Source organism: Actinomadura sp. NPDC000929, from assembly GCF_040492065.1.
Classification (GTDB): domain Bacteria; phylum Actinomycetota; class Actinomycetes; order Streptosporangiales; family Streptosporangiaceae; genus Spirillospora; species Spirillospora verrucosospora.
Genome location: NZ_JBEUPA010000163.1, coordinates 1 through 18067, shown reverse-complemented (window position 1 = coordinate 18067; position 18067 = coordinate 1). Strand labels below are relative to the sequence as shown.

The following is an 18067-nucleotide window of genomic DNA, read 5'->3' as shown; positions in this document are numbered from 1 at the left end:
CGAGCCCGGCGAGCGCCGCCAGCGCGGACGCGGCCGTCGCGCCGCCGCCCAGCACCAGCGCCGTGGACGGACCCTTCAGTCCCGCCTCGGCGAGTGCCGTCTCGATGCCGTACACGTCGGTGTTGTCGCCGTGCCGCCGCCCGTCCCGAAGGACGATCGTGTTGGCGCCCCCGACCTTCACCGCGAGGTCCGAGACCGTGTCCACGAGGCCGAGCGCGACGCGCTTGAGCGGCATGGTCAGCGACAGGCCCGCCCACTCGGGGCCGAGCCCGTCCAGCACCGCGGCCAGGCCGTCCTCACCGCACTCGACCGCGTCGTAGGACCAGCCGTCCAGCCCCATCGCCGCGTACGCCGCCCGGTGCAGCACCGGCGACAGCGAATGGGCGACCGGCGACCCGAGCACCGCCGCGCGGCGGCCCGTCCCGCCGGTCACTGGCCCGGGTGCGCCTTCTGCCATGCCCGGAACTCCTTCTCGATCGCCAGCCGCTCCTGCTCCGTCGTGGCGAACTTGGTGACCTTGTTCGTCGGGTCGGTGGCGATGAAGTACAGCCACGTCCCGTCCTCCGGGGCCAGCGCCGCCTCGATCGCGTCCGGGCCCGGGTTGGAGATCGGGCCGGGCGGCAGACCCGCGTGCAGGTAGGTGTTGTAGGGCGAGTCGGTCTGCAGGTCCTTCTCGGTGACGGTGAGCCGCCGCTCGTTCAGCGCGTACAGCACCGTCGTGTCGAACTGCAGTTTCATGCCCTTCTCCACCCGGTTGTAGATGACCCGGGAGATCTTCGGCAGGTCGCTGGGCTTGCCGCCCTCGGCCTGGACCAGGCTGGCGAGCGTCATGACCGTGGCCGGGTTCATGTGCGCCTTGCGCGCTTCGGCGACGAGGTCGACGCTGGCGGCCTCCTTGTTGAAGCGCCCCACCATCTCCTTGAGGATCTGCTCCGCCGTGCCGTTCGGATCCAGGTCGTAGCGGCCCGGGTACAGGTACCCCTCGACCTTGCCCCGCGCGTAGGCGGGCAGCCCGAGGTTCTTCGGCCGCTTCGCCACCGCCTGGAACTCCTTGACGGAGATGCCGGTCTTCTTCGCCAGCAGCTCGAAGACCTCGACGGCCCGGCGGCCCTCGGGGATCACGACCTGGTTCCCGGCCCGCGACTTCGGGTCGAGCAGCAGCGCCACCGCCGCGGCCGACGACATCTGCAGCCGCATCTGGTAGAAGCCCGGCTGGATGCTGGAGGCGCGGGCCTCCTTGTTGTAGGTCTTCACGAACGCCGCGGAGCTCTTGACGACCTTGTGCTGCTCCAGCGTCGTCCCGATCACCGACCCGGTCGCGCCGTCCTTGATCTGGACGGTGACCTTGCCGGTGCCCGCGCCGTCGTAGTCCGGCGGATGCCACTTGTTGTCGAGCCACGCGTACCCGAGGACGCCGCCGGTGCCGAACACGGCCACGAGGAACGCCATCGCGAACAGCGCGGCGGCGCGCCCGCTGCGCTTGCGGCGCTTCTGGCGCTTGCGCCGCCGCCGCTGGTCCCGCCTGCCGCGGGTCTCCTCGGGCGGAGGCCCGTCGCCGTACGGGTCGGAGAAGAGGTCCAAGTCGTTCATGAGCTCCCCTGGACGATCTCGCCCGGGGGGCGTCCGGTCAACCGCTCGGCGTCGAGGGCCGCCTGGAGCAGGACCGCCGCGGCCGCCTGGTCGACGACCTTGCGCCGCGCCTGGCCGTGCACGCCGCCGGCCCGCAGGCCGCTCTCGGCGGTGACGGTGGTGAGCCGCTCGTCGTGCAGCCGCACGGTCTCCGGGGGGAGGCGGTCGGCGAGCCTGGCCGCGAACCTGCGCGCCGACTGCGCCGCCGGGCCCTCCCGGCCCGACAGCGACGTCGGCAGCCCGACGACGACCTCGATCGCCTCGTGCTCGGCGACCAGGTCGACGAGCCGGTCGACGTCGCCCTTGCCGCTCTTCACGGTCTCCAGGGGCGACGCGAGGATGCCGCCGGGATCGCACCGGGCGACCCCGACCCGAACGCTCCCCACATCCACCCCGAGCCGCACGCCCTGCCTCATCGCCTCGCCTCCGCTCGGCGGCTCGGAGCGCAACCCGGGCTCACGCGGCCCCTACCGCCCGCTCGACGGCGGCGAGGGCGTCGCCGATCGCGGCGGGGTCGGCGCCGCCCCCCTGGGCCAGGTCGTCCTTGCCGCCGCCGCCCCCGCCGAGCGCCTTGGCGGCCAGGCCGACGAGGGCGCCCGCCTTCAGGCCGCGGTCACGCGCCCCCTGGGTGACGGCGACGACCACGACGGGACGGTCCTTCGGCGCCCCGGCGACCATCACGACCGCGGGGCGCGAGGTCAGGCGGCCGCGGATGTCGACGGCGAGCTTGCGCAGGTCGTCGGCGCCGGTGCCGTCGGGGGCGCGGTGCCCCACGAAGGCGGTGCCGGCCACGTCCTTGGCGCCCTCGGCGAGGGACCCCGCGATCGCGAGGACCTGCTGGGAGCGGAGCTTCTCCAGCTCCTTCTCGGCGTCCCGCAGACGGGCGACCACGCCGGAGACGCGCTCGGGCAGCTCCTCCTTGCGGGTCTTCATCTGCTCGGCGAGCTGCGCCACGAGGACGCTCTCGCGGGCCAGGAAGCGGAAGGCGTCGATGCCGACGAGCGCCTCGACGCGCCGGACGCCGGCGCCGATGGACGACTCGCCCAGCACCTTGACCAGGCCGAGCTGCCCGCTGCGGGCGACGTGGGTGCCGCCGCACAGCTCGCGGGAGTAGTCGCCGACCTCGACGACCCGCACCTCGTCGCCGTACTTCTCGCCGAACAGCGCGAGCGCGCCCATCGCGCGGGCCTCGTCGATCGAGGTGTGGAAGGCGCGCACGTCCAGGTCGCCGACCAGGACCTCGTTCACCTCGTCCTCGACGTCGCGCAGCACGCTCGCGGGGACCGCGCCGGACGCGGTGAAGTCGAACCGGAACCGGCCGGGCGAGTTCTCCGACCCGGCCTGCGCGGCGGACTCGCCGAGCGCGCGGCGGAACCCGGCGTGCACCATGTGGGTCGCGGTGTGCGAGCGGGAGATCGCCCGGCGCCGCTCCACGTCGACCTCGGCGTAGGCGGTGTCGCCGGCCTGCGCCTCGCCGCTGCGGACCCGTCCGCGGTGCACGATGAGCCCGGCGAGGGGCGCCTGCACGTCGGTCACCTCGACCACGGCGCCGTTGCCGAACCTGATCAGGCCGTGGTCGGCGAGCTGGCCGCCGCCCTCGGCGTAGAACGGGGTGCGGTCGAGGACGACCTCGACCTCGGTGCCCTCCCCGGCGGCGGGCGCGTTGGCGCCGTTCACCAGCAGTCCCACGAGGCGGGCGTCGCCGGCCAGGCTGCCGTAGCCGGTGAAGTCGACCCTGCCGCCCGCGCCGGTGAGCAGCTCGTCCAGGACGGAGACGTCGAGGTTGCCGGTCTTCTTGTCGCGGGCGTCCTTCTTCGCGCGGTCCCGCTGCTCCTTCATGAGCCGGCGGAAGCCCTCCTCGTCCACCTGGAGGCCCTGCTCGGACGCCATCTCCAGGGTGAGGTCGATCGGGAAGCCGTAGGTGTCGTGCAGCTTGAACGCCTGCTCGCCCGCCAGGGTCGCGCCGCCGGAGCGCTTGGTGTCGTCGACGGCGGTGTCGAAGATCGCGGTGCCGGTGCGCAGCGTCTGGAGGAAGGACTCCTCCTCCGCGTCGATGACGGTGTGGATGTTCGCGGCGGTGCGCACCAGCTCCGGGTACTGCTCGCCCATCGCCTGGATCGAGACGGCCGTCAGCTCGTGCATGAGCCCGGCGTCCTGCCCGCCGAGCAGGCGCAGGTTGCGGATGGAGCGGCGCAGGATGCGGCGCAGCACGTAGCCGCGGCCCTCGTTGCCGGGGCGGATGCCGTCGGCGACCATCATCGTGCCGCTGCGGACGTGGTCGGCGACGACGCGCAGCGACACGTCCGCGCGGTGGTCGCGGCCGTAGGAGGTGCCGGTCAGCCCGGCGGCGCGGTCGAGGACCCGCCAGAGGGTGTCGGTCTCGTAGATGTTGTCGACGCCCTGCAGGATCGCCGCCATGCGCTCCAGGCCCATGCCGGTGTCGATGTTCTTCGCCGGCAGGTCGCCGAGGATCGGGAAGTCGGTCTTGCTCTCCCCGGGGCCCCGCTCGAACTGCATGAAGACGAGGTTCCAGACCTCCAGGTAGCGGTCCTCGTCGGCGATCGGGCCGCCCTCGCGGCCGTACTCGGGGCCGCGGTCGTAGTAGATCTCCGAGCAGGGGCCGCACGGGCCGGGCACGCCCATCGACCAGAAGTTGTCCTCCATGCCGCGCCGCTGGATGCGGTCGAGGGGGACGCCGACCTTCTCGTGCCAGATGCCGTGGGCCTCGTCGTCGTCCTTGAAGACGGTGACCCAGAGCTTCTCCTCAGGGAAACCGAAGCCGCCGTCTTCCCGCGACCGGGTCAGCAGCTCCCAGGCGAAGGGGATCGCCTGCTCCTTGAAGTAGTCGCCGATGGAGAAGTTGCCCAGCATCTGGAAGAAGGTGGCGTGCCGGGTGGTCTTCCCGACCTCCTCGATGTCGGGCGTGCGCACGCACTTCTGCGCGCTCGTCATCCGCTGGGACGGAGGGGTGCGCTGGCCGAGGAAGTACGGCTTGAAGGGGACCATGCCGGCGTTGACCAGAAGCAGCGTCGGGTCCTCGGCGACCAGGCTGGCCGAGGGCACCACCGTGTGCCCGCGCTCCTCGAAGAACCCGAGGAAGCGGCGTGCGACCTCTGCCGACTCCATATCAGTGGCCATCCTTGTCGTTCTCGATGATCGTGTATCTCGCCTTGAGCACGCGGCGGGCCTGCGGCCCGCCGCCGTCCGGCGGGGCCTGGTCCATCCGGACGGCCTCGCGCAGCTCCTCCTCGCGGGCCCGCATCTCGGTACGGACGTCGGAGGCGAAAAGCCTCAGCCGCTCGCCGGCGTTCTGCCCGCTCGACACCGCCCGCGCGGCGACGCTCTCGGGCGACAGGGCGCGCGTGAAACGCTCCACGCGCCGCTTGACGCGGTGCGTGGCGTAGACGCCGGCGCCCGCGCCGACCGAGAGCCAGAACAGCCGCCTCATCTGCGTCCCCTACCCGAAGAGCGGGCCGGCAGCTCCGGACGTCCGGACGCGGCGCGCTCCTCCCCGTCGCGGTGGCCGAGGGCCTTGCGGACGCCGTAGGAGAAGGCGGCGGCCTTCACCAGCGGCCCGCCGACCACCGAGGTCATCACGGTGGTGACGGCCGAGACGTTCTGGGTGACGCCGGCGACCTGCCTGGTGATGACGTCGGTGCGGCCGAGCTGCTCGTTGGCGCGCTTCACCGTCCGGGTCATGTCCTCCATGAGCGGGCCGGCCTGCTCGCCGATGTCGCGGACGAGCTCGCTGGCCTCGCCGAGCAGCTTGGAGAGCTTCAGCAGGGTGAGCGCGACGAACGAGACGAGCACCGCCCAGAACACGGCCACGATGAGGCCTGCTAGCTGTCCACCAGTAAGCATCAGGGCTTTCCGTTCGCGTGAGGCCGGCACGGGGCCGGGCATGGCCTGACAGACCTTACCGGTCCACCACGCCGCTTGGCGGGAGCACCGGCCGGCGAAGAACGATCATCGCCGGTCCGCGGCGCCGCGCAGGACGGAGCGGATCCGCGCGAGCACCTCGGTGAACCGGGCTTCCGCGCCGTGCCTGGTCGGGCGATAGTACTCCCGTCCGTCGACCGCGTCTGGCGCGTACTGCTGACGGACCACGCCGCCGGGGTGGTCGTGCGCGTACTTGTAGCCCTGCCCGTGCCCGATCTTCGCCGCGCCCTTGTAGTGGGCGTCGCGCAGGTGCCCCGGGACGGGTCCGGCCAGCCCCTTGCGGACGTCGCCGAGCGCCCCGTCCACCGCCGTGATCACCGCGTTGGACTTCGGCGCGAGGGAGAGATGGATCACCGCCTGGGCCAGGTTGATGCGGGCCTCGGGCAGGCCGACGAACTCCACCGCCTGCGCGGCGGCGACCGCGGTCTGCAGCGCGGTCGGGTCGGCCATGCCGACGTCCTCGCTGGCGTGCACGATCAGCCGCCGGGCGATGAACCGGGCGTCCTCGCCGGCCTCGATCATGCGGGCGAGGTAGTGCAGCGCCGCGTCGACGTCGCTGCCGCGGATGCTCTTGATGAACGCGCTGATGACGTCGTAGTGCTGGTCGCCCTCGCGGTCGTAGCGGACGGCGGCCCGGTCGACGGCCTTCTCCAGCACGTCCGTGTCGATCGCCCCGCCGTCGTCGACGACGAGCGCGGCGGCCTCCAGGTAGGTGAGGGTGCGGCGGGCGTCGCCGCCGGCCAGCCGGATGAGGTGGTCCTCGGCGGCGGGGTCGAGGGTGACCGCCCCGTTCAGCCCGCGCTCCTCGGTGAGGGCGCGGCGGACGACCTCACGCAGGTCGTCCTCGCCGAGCGGCTCCAGGGTGAGCAGCAGCGACCGCGACAGCAGCGGGCTGATGACGGAGAAGAACGGGTTCTCGGTGGTGGCGCCGATGAACGAGACCCAGCGGTTCTCCACGGCGGGGAGCAGGGCGTCCTGCTGGGCCTTGTTGAAGCGGTGCACCTCGTCGACGAACAGGACCGTCTGGCGGCCCGTCATGCCGAGCTCCCGGCGCGCCAGGTCGATCTCGGCGCGGACGCGCTTGACGCCGTCGCTGACCGCGGAGACCTCCACGAACCGGCGGGAGGTGACATGGCTGACGACGGTGGCGAGGGTGGTCTTGCCGGTGCCCGGCGGCCCCCACAGCACGAGCGACATCGGCACGTCCCGGTCGACGAGCTGCCGGATCGGCGTGCCCGGGCCGAGCAGGTGCCCCTGCCCGACGACCTCGTCGAGGGCGCGGGGGCGCATGCGGACCGCGAGGGGCTGCTCCGCGCCGCCCCGGGCGGGCGCCGCCGGCGGCTCCGGCCGCACCTCCGCCGAAACCGCTCCGTCCCGCTCCGGAGGGTCGAAAAGGCCTTCCGGCTCGCCCGAATCCGCCCTGCTGGTCACGCTCCGACACTATCTCGCGGCGCGGACAGTCCCGGACGGTCGGGCGGCTCCGTGCGGGACCGTTCCGCACGCGCGTCCGGCGGGCGGGAACCCCTGGGACGGCTGCGGCGTTGGACCAGCCCGGAAGACGCGACCAGGAGCGTGACGGTGTCCGGTACGGCCCCCCGTCGACGCCACGGGCTGGCAGGGCTGCTCGTGGCGCTGTTCGTCGTGGGCGGGCTGGTGTTCAGCTACGGGCTGGGCCACGCGCCCCCGCCGCGCGTGTGCACCCAGCACGCCGTGAGCGTTCCCGTCGGAGCCGTGTCGGCGTCCACGGGCCACGAACAGCCGGACGCCGCGACCGCGGCGCTCAGCGGCTCTCACGGCCTCGCACAGGACGCGCCGGCCGTCGCCCCGACCAAGACGCCCGCGCCCGTTCCCATGGACGCGTGCCTGTGCCTGGCCGTCCTGTTCACCCTCGTCCTGCTGGGCCTGGCCGCCGTGCTGCGCCGGCCCGTCTCGCGCCTGCCCGCCCGTCTCGGCTGGGCGTTCACCCCTCCGGCCTGCACGCGGCTCGCCCCCGCGTCCTGGCCCTCCCTCCAGGTCCTCCGGCTGTAGAAGGACCGGCCCTCCGGCCGATCGCACCGTCCGCGTCCACGCCCATGGCCGACGCGGCGCTGCCCTGTCCTTCCTGACCCACAGCACCTGAGAGGACGCCCTCATGTCCAAGAGCGCCCGGAACAAGAACGCCCGCAACGCGAACGCCCACAACGCCAACGCGCGCGGCAGGACCGCCACGAAGAACGCGCTGACACAGCGCGAGATCCCGTGGGGAGGCATCGCCTTCTTCGCCGTGATCGGCCTGGTGGCGGTCGTCGCCATCGGCTTCACGTTCATGCAGACCCGGTCGTCGTCCGCCGACGGCTCCTCCTCCGTCCCCGGCCTCGTGACCAAGGACGACCTCGGCCGCGGCCACGTCGGCGGCAGCGTCAAGTACGACACCGACCCGCCGATGGGCGGCGACCACAACCCCGTGTGGCAGAACTGCGACGGCCGCGTCTACGAGACGCCGCTGCTGAACGAGCACGCCGTCCACTCCCTGGAGCACGGCGCCGTCTGGATCACCTACCGGCCCGGCCTTCCCGCGGACCAGCTCGACCTGCTGAAGGGCAAGGTCTCCGCGACCGACTACACGCTGCTCAGCCCCTACCCGGACCAGGACTCCCCGGTCGCGCTCACCGCGTGGGGCAGGCAGCTGAAGCTCCAGCAGGCCACCGACGCGCGGGTGGACCAGTTCCTGCGGGCCTTCGTGAAGGGCCCGCAGACCCCCGAGCCGGGCGCGGCCTGCTCGGGCGGCAAGGACGCCCCGTGAGCGAGGCCGCCGAGGCGCCGCGGGGACGGCGCGCCACCGTCGTCCTCGCGGCCCTGGTCCTGCTCGCCGGGGCCGTCCTGGTCGCGCTCGCCGTCTCCCGCTCGGAACGGCCCGGCACGGACGGCCCCGAGGCGGGTTTCGCCCGCGACATGAGCGTGCACCACGCCCAGGCGGTGCGGATGTCGTTCACCGTGAGGGACCGCACGGACGATCCCGAGACCCGGCTGCTGGCCTTCGACATCATCAACACCCAGTCCGCCCAGATCGGCATGATGACGGCCTGGCTGGACGAGTGGGGCGTGCCGAAGGCCGACCCGTCCGGCCGGATGCGCTGGATGTCCGGGCACGGCGGCCACCCCGGCGGCGGGGCCCCGATGCCCGGCATGGCGACCCGCGACCGGCTCGCCGACCTGGAGAAGGCGTCCGGCCGCGACGCCGAGGTGCTGTTCCTGAAGCTGATGATCGCGCACCACCGCGGCGGCGTGGCCATGGCGCGGGCGGTGCTGGAGCGCACCGGGCACGAACGGGTGCGGCGCCTCGCCCGCACGATGGTGGAAGGGCAGCAGGCCGAGATCACGCAGATGAACGCGATGCTCCGGCAGCGCGGCTCCCCCGCCGTGTGAGCCGGTCCCCGCGAGGTTCGCGATAGCGCTTGACAGCGCCGCCGGATCGCGCGTCACTGACCACCATGGCTCACAACCTCAGCGGCTACCACCGGGCCCTCGACCTCTTCGAGGGCCTGGTGGCCGGCGTCCCCCGCGACGGGTGGGACGCGCCGTCGCCCTGCGCGGGGTGGACCGCCCGGGACGTCGCCGGCCACGTGACCGGCGGCCAGTTCCTGGTCCGGGCGCTGGCCACGGGACAGCCCGAGCCGGACGTCAACGCCGCCCCCGCGCGGTTCGTCGCGGGCGACGTCCTGATGAGCTGGCGGGCGGCCCGCAAGGAGTGCGCGGCGGCGCTCACCCCCGACGCGCTCCACCGCCCCATCCCCTTCGACGGGCTGGGCGAGCTGCCGCTGGGCGACTTCCTGGAGGGCTACATCCTGGAGCCGCTGGTGCATGCCTGGGACCTGGCCCGGGCCACGGGGCAGCCTTCGCGCCTCGACCCGGACCTCGTCCACCACGCGTTCGCCACGGCCCAGGTGGTCGCCGCCTCACTGCGGTCCGAGGGGCATCTGGCGCCGCCCCTGCCCGCTCCGCGCGGCGCCGACGAGCAGACGCGCATGCTCGCCTTCCTGGGCCGCTCGGCCTGAGGGCGGCCGGGGTCAGGAGAACTCGGCGAGCGTGCGCTCGGCCTCTTCGAGCCAGGCGCGGCGGGCGCTGAGGGCCTCCTCGGCCTCCTTGACGTCCTTCTGGCGGCCGGCCTCACGGGCCTTGCCGAGCCGCTTCTCCAGCTGCTCGATGGAGCTGCGCAGCTGGGCCACCGTGGCCTCGGCACGAGCGCGGGCCTCGGGGTTGGTGCGGCGCCACTCGTTCTCCTCGGCGGAGCGCACGGCCTCCTCGATCTTGCGGAGCCGCCCCTCCAGCCGGTCGCGCTGGTCGCGCGGCACCATCCCGGCGGCCTCCCAGCGCTCCTGGATCGCGCGCAGGGACTGGCGGGCCTGCCGGACGTCCCGCACCGGCAGCAGCCGCTCGGCCTCGGCGAGGATCTTCTCCTTCTCCTCGGCGTTGCCGCGGAACTCGGCGTCGCGCTCGGCGAACGCCGCGCTGCGGGCCTGGAAGAAGGTGTCCTGGGCGCCCTTGAAGCGGGCCCACAGGTCCTCCTCGGCGTCCCGGGAGGCGCGCCCGGCGAGCTTCCAGCGGCGCATCAGGTCGCGGTAGGCGGCGGCCGTGTCGCCCCAGTCGGTGGAACCCGCCATCGCCTCGGCCTCGGCGACGAGGCGCTCCTTCTCCCGCCGGGCCTCCTCGCGCTGGTCGTCGAGCGTGGCGAAGTAGGCCTTGCGGCGCTTGGTGAAGGCGTTGCGGGCGGCCGACAGCCGCTTCCACAGCGCGGTCTCGGTGGGGCGGTCGATCCGGTCGGCGGCCTTCCACTCCTCGACCAGGAGGCGCAGGCGCTCGCCGCCGTTCTTCCAGTGCGTCTCCTCGACGGCGATGCGCTCGGCCTCGGCGACGATCCGCTCCTTGGTGTCGCGGGCCTCGTGCCGGTGCTGCTCGCGCTGGGCCTTGACCTCCTCGCGGCGCCGCCCGACCTGTTCCGTCAGGCCGTCCAGGCGGCGCAGGAGGGCGTCGAGGTCGCCGACGGCGTGCGCGTCGGCGACGGCCTCGCGCAGCCGGTCGATGCCCTGCTGGGCCTGGCCCGGCTGCAGGTCCGTGGTGCGGACCCGCTGCTCGAGAAGGCCGATCTCGGTGGCGAGCGCGTCGTACTTGCGCTTGAAGTAGGCCAGGGCCTCTTCGGGCGCGCCGGCCTGCCAGGAGCCGACGACCCGCTCGCCGTCGGCCGTCCTGACATAGACGGTGCCGTCCTCGTCCACCCGGCCCCAGGGATCGGTCGCGCTGGACACCCTTGCCTCCTGAATCGCGGGTCCGGACGCGCTCACGGCGACCGGACCCTCCACACCTTAGTATCCCGTTCGCCTATTTCCCGGCGATCGTGACGTCCTGGATCTCTACCTTCTTCTTGGGCTTGCCGTCGCCCTTCGGGTCCGAGCCCGCGTCGGCGATCTTCTTCAGCACGTCCAGCCCCTTGGTGATCTTCCCGAACACCGTGTAGTCCGGCGGGAGCTGCGAGTCCTTGTAGACCATGAAGAACTGGCTGCCGTTGGAGTCCGGCAGGCTGCTGTGCGCCATGGCGAGCGTGCCCTCGGTGTACGTGGCGCCGCTCGTGTTCTCGTTCGCGAACTGGTAGCCCGGCCCGCCGGTGCCCTTCGCGGTGGGGTCGCCGCATTGCAGGACGTTGAGCCCGCCGCTCGTCAGCCGGTGGCACGTCGTCTTGTCGAAGAAGTTCTTCTGCGCCAGGTACGCGAAGGAGTTGACCGTGCACGGAGCCTTGCCACCGTACAGCTGCACCTCCACGTCGCCCTGGTTGGTCTTCATCGTCGTCTGGACGACGTCCGTGTAGGCGGGCTTGCCCGGAGGTGTGCCGACGCCCTTGGGGGCGCCGTCCTGCTGGGCCGCCTTGTAGGTGCACCGGGGCCCGGCGGCGGTGGACTCGTCGTCCTTGGTGAGCACCATGAACGCGGCGCCGCCGACGACGATGACCGCCACCACCGCCGCGGCGGTGATGATCTTGAGTCGGCGCGCCCGCGCCGCCTCCTGCGCCTGCCGCTGCCGCTGCCGCTCGTAGCGCTGCCGCGCGAGCTGCTTCTTGCGGTCCTTCGCCGCCACGTGCCTCGCCTTCCGGTGTGATCAGGTGAACGTGCAGCGCATAGTAGCGGTACCGGGGAGTAAAAGCGCCTCCGCGTTCAGGGAGCGCCTCCCGCCCGGCGGCGCCCCGCCCGGCCGCGCCCCGCGACACGTCGGCCGCGCCAACTCGTTCGCGGTGGCCGTGGCCGCGCCGGTACCCTCGAACACGCCCACCCGAGATGGTTCTAAGGAAGGACGACCGTGCTCGTCGCCGGGTTCCCCGCTGGATCGTTCGCCGCGAACTGCTACGTCGTGGCGCCCGCCGCCGGTGAGGAGTGCGTGATCATCGATCCCGGCCAGGACGCCGAGGGCGGGATCGAGGAGATCCTGCGCGAGCACCGGCTGAAGCCGGTCGCGGTGCTGCTGACGCACGGCCATCTCGACCACGTCTGGTCGGTGGCGCCGGTCTGCGGCGCCAAGGACGTCCCGGCCTACGTCCACCCGGACGACCGCGACCTGCTGACCGATCCGGCCAAGGGCCTGTCCCTGGGCGCCGGGCAGCAGCTGTTCGGCGGTCTGGAGCTGTCCGAGCCCGACGACGTGCGGGAACTGGCCGACGGGGCCGTGCTGGAGCTGGCCGGGCTGAACTTCACCGTCGACCACGCGCCGGGCCATACGCCCGGGTCGGTGACGTTCCGGACGCCGAAGGCGCAGCAGATCCCGGACGTGATGTTCACCGGCGACCTGCTGTTCGCCGGCTCCATCGGGCGCACCGACCTGCCGGGCGGATCGTACGAGCAGATCCTCGCCAGCCTGTCCCGGGTGTGCCTCACGATGCCCGACGAGACGGCCGTCCTGCCCGGCCACGGCGAGCAGACCACAATCGGCCGCGAGCGCGCGACCAACCCGTTCCTTTCGGAGCTGGTCCCCGCGGACGGACCTGACAAGGGATTCTGATCTAAAAGACCATGAGTTCGAGCTTCCGGGCCCCGAAGGGGGTCAGCGAATACGTTCCGCCGCGAGCGGACCTCTTCTACGCCATCCGGGAGGCCTTCGCCGAGCAGGCGAGGCTGGCCGGTTACGGCTACCTGGAACTGGCGGTGTTCGAGGACACCAACCTGTTCCGGCGCGGCGTCGGCGAGTCCACCGACGTGGTGTCCAAGGAGATGTACACCTTCGAGGACCGGGGCGGCCGGTCGCTGACGCTGCGTCCCGAGTTCACCGCGTCGGTGCTGCGCTCCGTCCTGGAGAACAACCTGCACAAGGCGTCGCTGCCGGCCAAGGTGTGGACGACCGGGCCCGCGTTCCGCGCCGAGCGCCCGCAGCAGGGCCGCTACCGGCAGTTCTACCAGCTCGACCTGGAGGCGATCGGCAGCGAGGACCCCCAGGTCGACGCCGAGACGATCGCGATCGCGTGGAACTGGTACCGGTCCCTCGGCCTGACCCGGGTGCGGCTGCTGCTGAACTCGCTCGGCTGCAAGGAGTGCCGCCCCGCCTACCGGGCCCTGCTGCAGGACTTCCTGCGCGGCCTGGACCTGGACGAGGACACCCGCGCCCGCGTCGAGATCAACCCGCTGCGGGTGCTGGACGACAAGCGCCCCAAGGTCCGCGAGCAGCTCGCGGGCGCCCCGCTGATGGCCGACCACCTGTGCCCGGCGTGCAAGGCGCACCACGACCGCGTCCGGGAGCTGCTCGCCGACCTCGGCATCGAGTGGGAGGACACCCCGACCCTCGTCCGCGGCCTCGACTACTACACCCGCACCACCTACGAGTTCGACCACCCGCTGCTCGGCGCCCAGTCCGGCATCGGCGGCGGCGGCCGCTACGACGGGCTGTCGGAGGACATCGGCGGCCCGCCGCTGCCCGGCATCGGGTTCGGGCTCGGACTGGACCGCACGATCCTCGCCCTGGAGGCCGAGTCCTCGGGCGGGGAGGGTCCCGCGTTCGCCGCCAAGCCGCGCTGCGAGGCGTTCGGCGTGCCGCTCGGCGACACCGCCGAGCGGCGCCTGTTCGCGCTCGTCGCCGAGCTGCGCGGCGCCGGGATCGCCGCCGACATGGCGTTCGGCGGCAAGAGGCTCAAGGGGGCCATGAAGGACGCGGACCGCTCGGGCGCCCGGTACGCCGTGATCCTCGGGGAGCGAGATATCGCGGACGGCGTCGCCCAGGTCAAGGACCTGGCCGAGGGCGAGCAGACCGCCGTCCCGCTCACCGACCTCACCACGACGTTGAAGGAAAGGCTCTCGAAATGATCCGCACCCACGAGGCGGGGACGCTCCGCAAGGAGCACGCCGGGCAGCAGGTAACGCTGGCCGGCTGGGTCGGCCGCCGCCGCGACCACGGCGGCGTCACGTTCATCGACCTGCGCGACGCCTCCGGCACCGCGCAGGTCGTCTTCCGCGAGGAGGACACCGCGCACGACCTGCGCGCCGAGTACTGCGTCAAGGTGGTCGGCGAGGTCCGCGTCCGGCCGGAGGGCAACGAGAACCCCGAGCTGCCCACGGGCGAGGTCGAGGTCGCCGCCGCCCGCATCGAGGTGCTCTCCGACGCGGCGCCGCTGCCGTTCCCCATCGAGGGCGACGTCAACGTCAACGAGGAGATCCGCCTCAAGTACCGCTACCTCGACCTGCGCCGCGAGAGCGTCGCGCGGGCGATGAGGATCCGCTCGGAGGCCTCGTTCCTGACGCACGAGGTGATGCGCGCGCACGGCTTCGTGAACGTGGAGACGCCCACGCTCACCCGCTCCACCCCGGAGGGCGCCCGCGACTTCCTCGTCCCGGTCCGGCTCCAGCCCGGCCACTGGTACGCGCTCCCGCAGTCGCCGCAGCTGTTCAAGCAGCTGCTCATGGTCGGCGGCCTCGAACGCTACTACCAGATCGCCCGCTGCTACCGCGACGAGGACTTCCGCGCCGACCGGCAGCCCGAGTTCACCCAGATCGACATCGAGATGTCGTTCGCCGAGCAGGACGACGTCCTGGCGGTCGGCGAGGACCTCGTGGCGCGCCTGTGGAAGGAGATCGCCGGGTACGAGATCCCCCGCCCGATCCCCCACATCACCTACGCCGACGCGCTGGCCCGCTACGGCTCCGACAAGCCCGACCTGCGGTTCGACAACGAGCTGACCGACATGACGGAGTACTTCGCCGGCACGTCGTTCCGCGTGTTCCAGGCCCCGTACGTCGGCGCGGTCGTCATGCCCGGCGGCGCCTCCCAGACCCGCAAGGAGCTCGACGGCTGGCAGGACTGGGCGAAGGCCCGCGGCGCCCGCGGCCTCGCCTACGTGCTCGTCCAGGAGGACGGCACCCTCGGCGGCCCGGTCGCCAAGAACCTCTCCGACGCCGAGAAGGACGGCCTCGCCGCCAAGACCGGCGCCTCCCCCGGCGACGCGGTCTTCTTCGGCGCCGGCAAGCGGCACTCCACCCAGGAGCTCCTCGGCGCCGCGCGCCTGGAGATCGGCCGCCGCCGCGGCCTGATCGACGAGTCCGCCTGGAAGTTCGTCTGGGTCGTGGACGCGCCGATCTTCGAGCCCGTCGAGGACGACAAGGGCGAGCAGATCGGCTGGACGTCGGTGCACCACCCGTTCACCGCGCCCAAGCCCGAGTACGCCGACTCCTTCCAGGACGACCCGGGCTCCGCCCTCGCCGACGCCTACGACCTCGTCCTGAACGGCAACGAGATCGGCGGCGGCTCCATCCGTATCCACCGCGCCGAGATGCAGCAGCGCGTCTTCGACGTGCTGGGCCTGTCCAAGCAGGAGGCGGAGTCCAAGTTCGGCTTCCTGCTGGAGGCGTTCAAGTTCGGCCCGCCCCCGCACGGCGGCATCGCGTTCGGCTGGGACCGGGTGGTCATGCTCCTCGCCCGCCAGGAGTCGATCCGCGACGTGATCGCCTTCCCGAAGGCCGCCTCCGGCTACGACCCCCTGACCGCCGCGCCGACCCCCATCACCCCGGAGCAGCGTGCGGAGGCCGGGGTCGACTTCGTCCCCGAGGACGAGCCCGCCGAGAACTGACCCGCACGCGAAAGGGCGGCCGCGTCCGCGGCCGCCCTTTCGCGTGCGTGCTCCTACTTGGTGGCGCCGCTGGTCACCCGGTAGACGTCGTAGACGCCGTCGATGGAGCGGACGGCCTTCAGGACGTGGCCGAGGTGCTTCGGGTCGCCCATCTCGAAGGTGAACCGGCTGACGGCGACGCGGTCGCGGGTCGTGGTGACCGACGCCGACAGGATGTTGACGTGCTGGTCGGACAGGACGCGGGTCACGTCCGACAGCAGGCGTGGGCGGTCGAGCGCCTCCACCTGGATCGCGACGAGGAAGACCGAGTCCTCGCCCGGGGACCACTTGACGTCGATCAGGCGGTCCGGCTGCGATCTCAGGCTCTCGACGTTGGCGCAGTCGGAGCGGTGGACGGAGACGCCGTGGCCGCGGGTCACGAAACCGACGATGTCGTCGCCGGGGACCGGGGTGCAGCAGCGCGACAGCCGGATCCACACGTCCGGGTCGTCGGCGACGACGACGCCCGGGTCGCCGGCGGGGCGGCTGCGCTTGCGGCGCGTCGGCAGCGCGATCTCGGCGAGGTCCTCCTCGGCGCTCTCCACACCGCCGAGGGCGTCCACGAGGCGCTGCACGACGTGCTGCGCGGAGACCTGGCTCTCGCCCACGGCCGCGTACAGGGACGACACGTCCGGGTAGCGCATGTCCCGGGCGAGGGCGAGGAGGGCCTCGCCGGACATCATCCGCTGGAGCGGCATGTTCTGCTTGCGCATGGCGCGGGCGATGGCGTCCTTGCCGGACTCGATCGCGGTGTCGCGGCGCTCCTTGGAGAACCAGTGCTTGATCTTGTTGCGGGCGCGGGCGCTCTTGACGAAGCCGAGCCAGTCGCGGCTCGGGCCCGCGTCCGGCGACTTGGAGGTGAAGACCTCGACGGTGTCGCCGTTGTCGAGGGTCGATTCGAGGGGGACGAGGCGGCCGTTGACGCGGGCGCCGATACATCGGTGCCCGACCTCGGTGTGGATCGCGTAGGCGAAGTCGACGGGGGTGGCGCCCTGCGGCAGCGCGATCACGTCGCCCTTCGGCGTGAACACGAACACCTCGGAGACCGACAGGTCGAAGCGCAGCGACTCCAGGAACTCGGCCGGGTCGGCGGTCTCCTTCTGCCAGTCGAGGAGCTGGCGTAGCCACTGCATGTCACCGGCCTTGCGGCCGCCGACCGTCTCCTCCTTGTACTTCCAGTGCGCGGCGACGCCGTACTCGGCGCGGCGGTGCATGCCCCAGGTGCGGATCTGCAGCTCGACGGGCTTGCCCTCCGGGCCGATCACCGTCGTGTGCAGCGACTGGTACATGTTGAACTTCGGCATCGCGATGTAGTCCTTGAACCGGCCGGGGACCGGGTTCCACCGCGCGTGGATCGAGCCGAGGGCGGCGTAGCAGTCGCGGACGCTGTCGACGAGGACCCGGATGCCGACCAGGTCGTAGATGTCGTCGAAGCTGACGTCCCGCGCGATCATCTTCTGGTAGATCGAGTAGTAGTGCTTGGGCCGGCCGGTCACGGTGGCCTTGATCCGGGCCTCGCGCAGGTCGGTGGAGACGTTCTCGATCACTTCCTGCAGGTAGACGTCGCGGCGCGGGGCGCGCTCGGACACCAGGCGGGCGATCTCGTCGAACCGCTTGGGGTACAGCGTGGCGAACGCGAGGTCCTCCAGCTCCCACTTCAGCGTGTTCATCCCGAGGCGGTGCGCGAGCGGCGCGAACACCTCCAGGGTCTCGCGGGCCTTCTTCTCCTGCTTGTGCCGCGGCATGTAGCGCAGCGTGCGCATGTTGTGCAGCCGGTCGCCGAGCTTGATCACCAGGACGCGGATGTCGCGGGACATCGCCACGACCATCTTGCGGACGGTCTCGGCCTCCGCGGCCTCCCCGTACTTGACCTTGTCGAGCTTGGTGACCCCGTCGACCAGGGCGGCGATCTCGTCGCCGAACTCGGCGCTCAGCTGGTCGAGGGTGTAGGGGGTGTCCTCGACGGTGTCGTGCAGCAGCGCGGCGCAGAGCGTCTCGGTGTTCATGCCGAGCTCGGCGAGGATCGTGGCGACCGCGAGCGGATGGGTGATGTACGGGTCACCGCTCTTGCGCTTCTGGTGCCGGTGGTAGTGCGCGGCCACGTCGTAGGCGCGCTCGATGAGCCGGAGGTCCGCCTTCGGATGCGTGTTGCGGACCGTCTTGATCAGTGGTTCCAGTACCGGGTTCATAGCGGGACCGCGCTGGGCGCCCAACCTGGCGAGCCTGCGGCGCACCCGGGCGGCGGACGGCGGAATCGTGGCCTGCGTGGGCCTGGACGGGACGGCGGCCCCGGACGCGTCATCGTCGTCCGGGGCGGCGCCAGGGCCTGGAGCTGGGGGAACATCGGATCCCGACGAGGGCTGGGCGGGCGGGGCGGACGCGGGCGTCCGC

16 protein-coding genes and 1 pseudogene are annotated in these 18067 nt (G+C 72.4%); 7 read left to right on the top strand and 10 right to left on the bottom strand.

Features of this window, described 5'->3' with window-relative positions:
• The 7 genes and pseudogenes from ABWI04_RS36075 to ABWI04_RS36045 all read right to left on the bottom strand — a co-directional run.
• Positions 1-457 (bottom strand): annotated as a pseudogene (locus ABWI04_RS36075) (shikimate dehydrogenase); the annotation flags it as partial.
• Positions 430-1590: an endolytic transglycosylase MltG gene (mltG, locus tag ABWI04_RS36070; protein ID WP_345179029.1), complete on the bottom strand. Its 1161-nt coding sequence runs from the start codon at positions 1588-1590 to the stop codon at positions 430-432. The gene mltG and the pseudogene ABWI04_RS36075, both read right to left, overlap by 28 nt.
• Positions 1587-2045 carry a Holliday junction resolvase RuvX gene (ruvX, locus tag ABWI04_RS36065; protein ID WP_345179030.1) on the bottom strand — a complete coding sequence of 153 codons (459 nt, stop codon included), beginning with the start codon at positions 2043-2045 and terminating at the stop codon, positions 1587-1589. Before ruvX ends, mltG begins: the two co-directional genes overlap by 4 nt.
• A 40-nt stretch (positions 2046-2085) precedes the next feature.
• Positions 2086-4755 carry an alanine--tRNA ligase gene (gene alaS / locus ABWI04_RS36060; protein ID WP_353835197.1) on the bottom strand — a complete coding sequence of 890 codons (2670 nt, stop codon included), beginning with the start codon at positions 4753-4755 and terminating at the stop codon, positions 2086-2088.
• 1 nt (position 4756) lies between these two features.
• Entirely contained in the window at positions 4757-5077 is a 321-nt protein-coding gene (locus ABWI04_RS36055) for a hypothetical protein (protein ID WP_345179033.1), read from the bottom strand.
• A complete protein-coding gene (locus ABWI04_RS36050; protein ID WP_353835196.1) occupies positions 5074-5490 on the bottom strand; it encodes a DUF948 domain-containing protein in 417 nt (138 codons plus the stop codon). Before ABWI04_RS36050 ends, ABWI04_RS36055 begins: the two co-directional genes overlap by 4 nt.
• Positions 5491-5595: 105 nt before the next feature.
• Entirely contained in the window at positions 5596-6858 is a 1263-nt protein-coding gene (locus tag ABWI04_RS36045) for a replication-associated recombination protein A (RefSeq protein WP_345179213.1), read from the bottom strand.
• A 288-nt stretch (positions 6859-7146) separates the two neighbouring features.
• On the opposite strand from ABWI04_RS36045, the gene ABWI04_RS36040 reads away from it, so the two are divergent.
• The 4 genes from ABWI04_RS36040 (at position 7147) to ABWI04_RS36025 (ending at position 9602) form a co-directional block, all read left to right on the top strand.
• Positions 7147-7596 carry a hypothetical protein gene (locus ABWI04_RS36040; protein ID WP_353835195.1) on the top strand — a complete coding sequence of 150 codons (450 nt, stop codon included), beginning with the start codon at positions 7147-7149 and terminating at the stop codon, positions 7594-7596.
• Positions 7597-7699: 103 nt separating this feature from the next.
• On the top strand, positions 7700-8350 hold the full coding sequence (locus ABWI04_RS36035) for a thioredoxin-like domain-containing protein (RefSeq protein ID WP_353835194.1): 651 nt from the start codon (positions 7700-7702) through the stop codon (positions 8348-8350).
• Positions 8347-8973 (top strand): DUF305 domain-containing protein, encoded by a 627-nt coding sequence (locus tag ABWI04_RS36030; RefSeq protein WP_353835193.1) that lies wholly within the window; start codon positions 8347-8349, stop codon positions 8971-8973. Before ABWI04_RS36035 ends, ABWI04_RS36030 begins: the two co-directional genes overlap by 4 nt.
• Before the next feature lie 65 nt (positions 8974-9038).
• A complete protein-coding gene (locus ABWI04_RS36025; RefSeq protein WP_345179041.1) occupies positions 9039-9602 on the top strand; it encodes a TIGR03086 family metal-binding protein in 564 nt (187 codons plus the stop codon).
• Between the two features lie 12 nt (positions 9603-9614).
• Here the strand turns inward: ABWI04_RS36025 and ABWI04_RS36020 are convergent, their stop codons facing one another.
• Entirely contained in the window at positions 9615-10850 is a 1236-nt protein-coding gene (locus ABWI04_RS36020; RefSeq protein ID WP_345179043.1) for a DUF349 domain-containing protein, read from the bottom strand.
• A 73-nt stretch (positions 10851-10923) separates the two neighbouring features.
• Positions 10924-11673, bottom strand: a complete 750-nt coding sequence (locus ABWI04_RS36015; protein WP_345179045.1) for a peptidylprolyl isomerase — start codon at positions 11671-11673, stop codon at positions 10924-10926.
• Positions 11674-11892: 219 nt separating this feature from the next.
• Between ABWI04_RS36015 and ABWI04_RS36010 the strand changes: the two genes are divergently transcribed.
• The 3 genes from ABWI04_RS36010 to aspS are packed head-to-tail and all read left to right on the top strand — an operon-like array spanning position 11893 to position 15637.
• Positions 11893-12588: an MBL fold metallo-hydrolase gene (locus tag ABWI04_RS36010; RefSeq protein ID WP_345179046.1), complete on the top strand. Its 696-nt coding sequence runs from the start codon at positions 11893-11895 to the stop codon at positions 12586-12588.
• A gap of 11 nt (positions 12589-12599) precedes the next feature.
• Positions 12600-13880: a histidine--tRNA ligase gene (gene hisS / locus ABWI04_RS36005; protein ID WP_345179048.1), complete on the top strand. Its 1281-nt coding sequence runs from the start codon at positions 12600-12602 to the stop codon at positions 13878-13880.
• Positions 13877-15637 (top strand): aspartate--tRNA ligase, encoded by a 1761-nt coding sequence (aspS, locus tag ABWI04_RS36000; RefSeq protein WP_353835192.1) that lies wholly within the window; start codon positions 13877-13879, stop codon positions 15635-15637. Before hisS ends, aspS begins: the two co-directional genes overlap by 4 nt.
• Before the next feature lie 53 nt (positions 15638-15690).
• Here aspS and ABWI04_RS35995 read toward each other — a convergent pair.
• Positions 15691-18067: RelA/SpoT family protein (locus tag ABWI04_RS35995; RefSeq protein WP_353835191.1), on the bottom strand; the 2377-nt coding region annotated here is incomplete at its 5' end.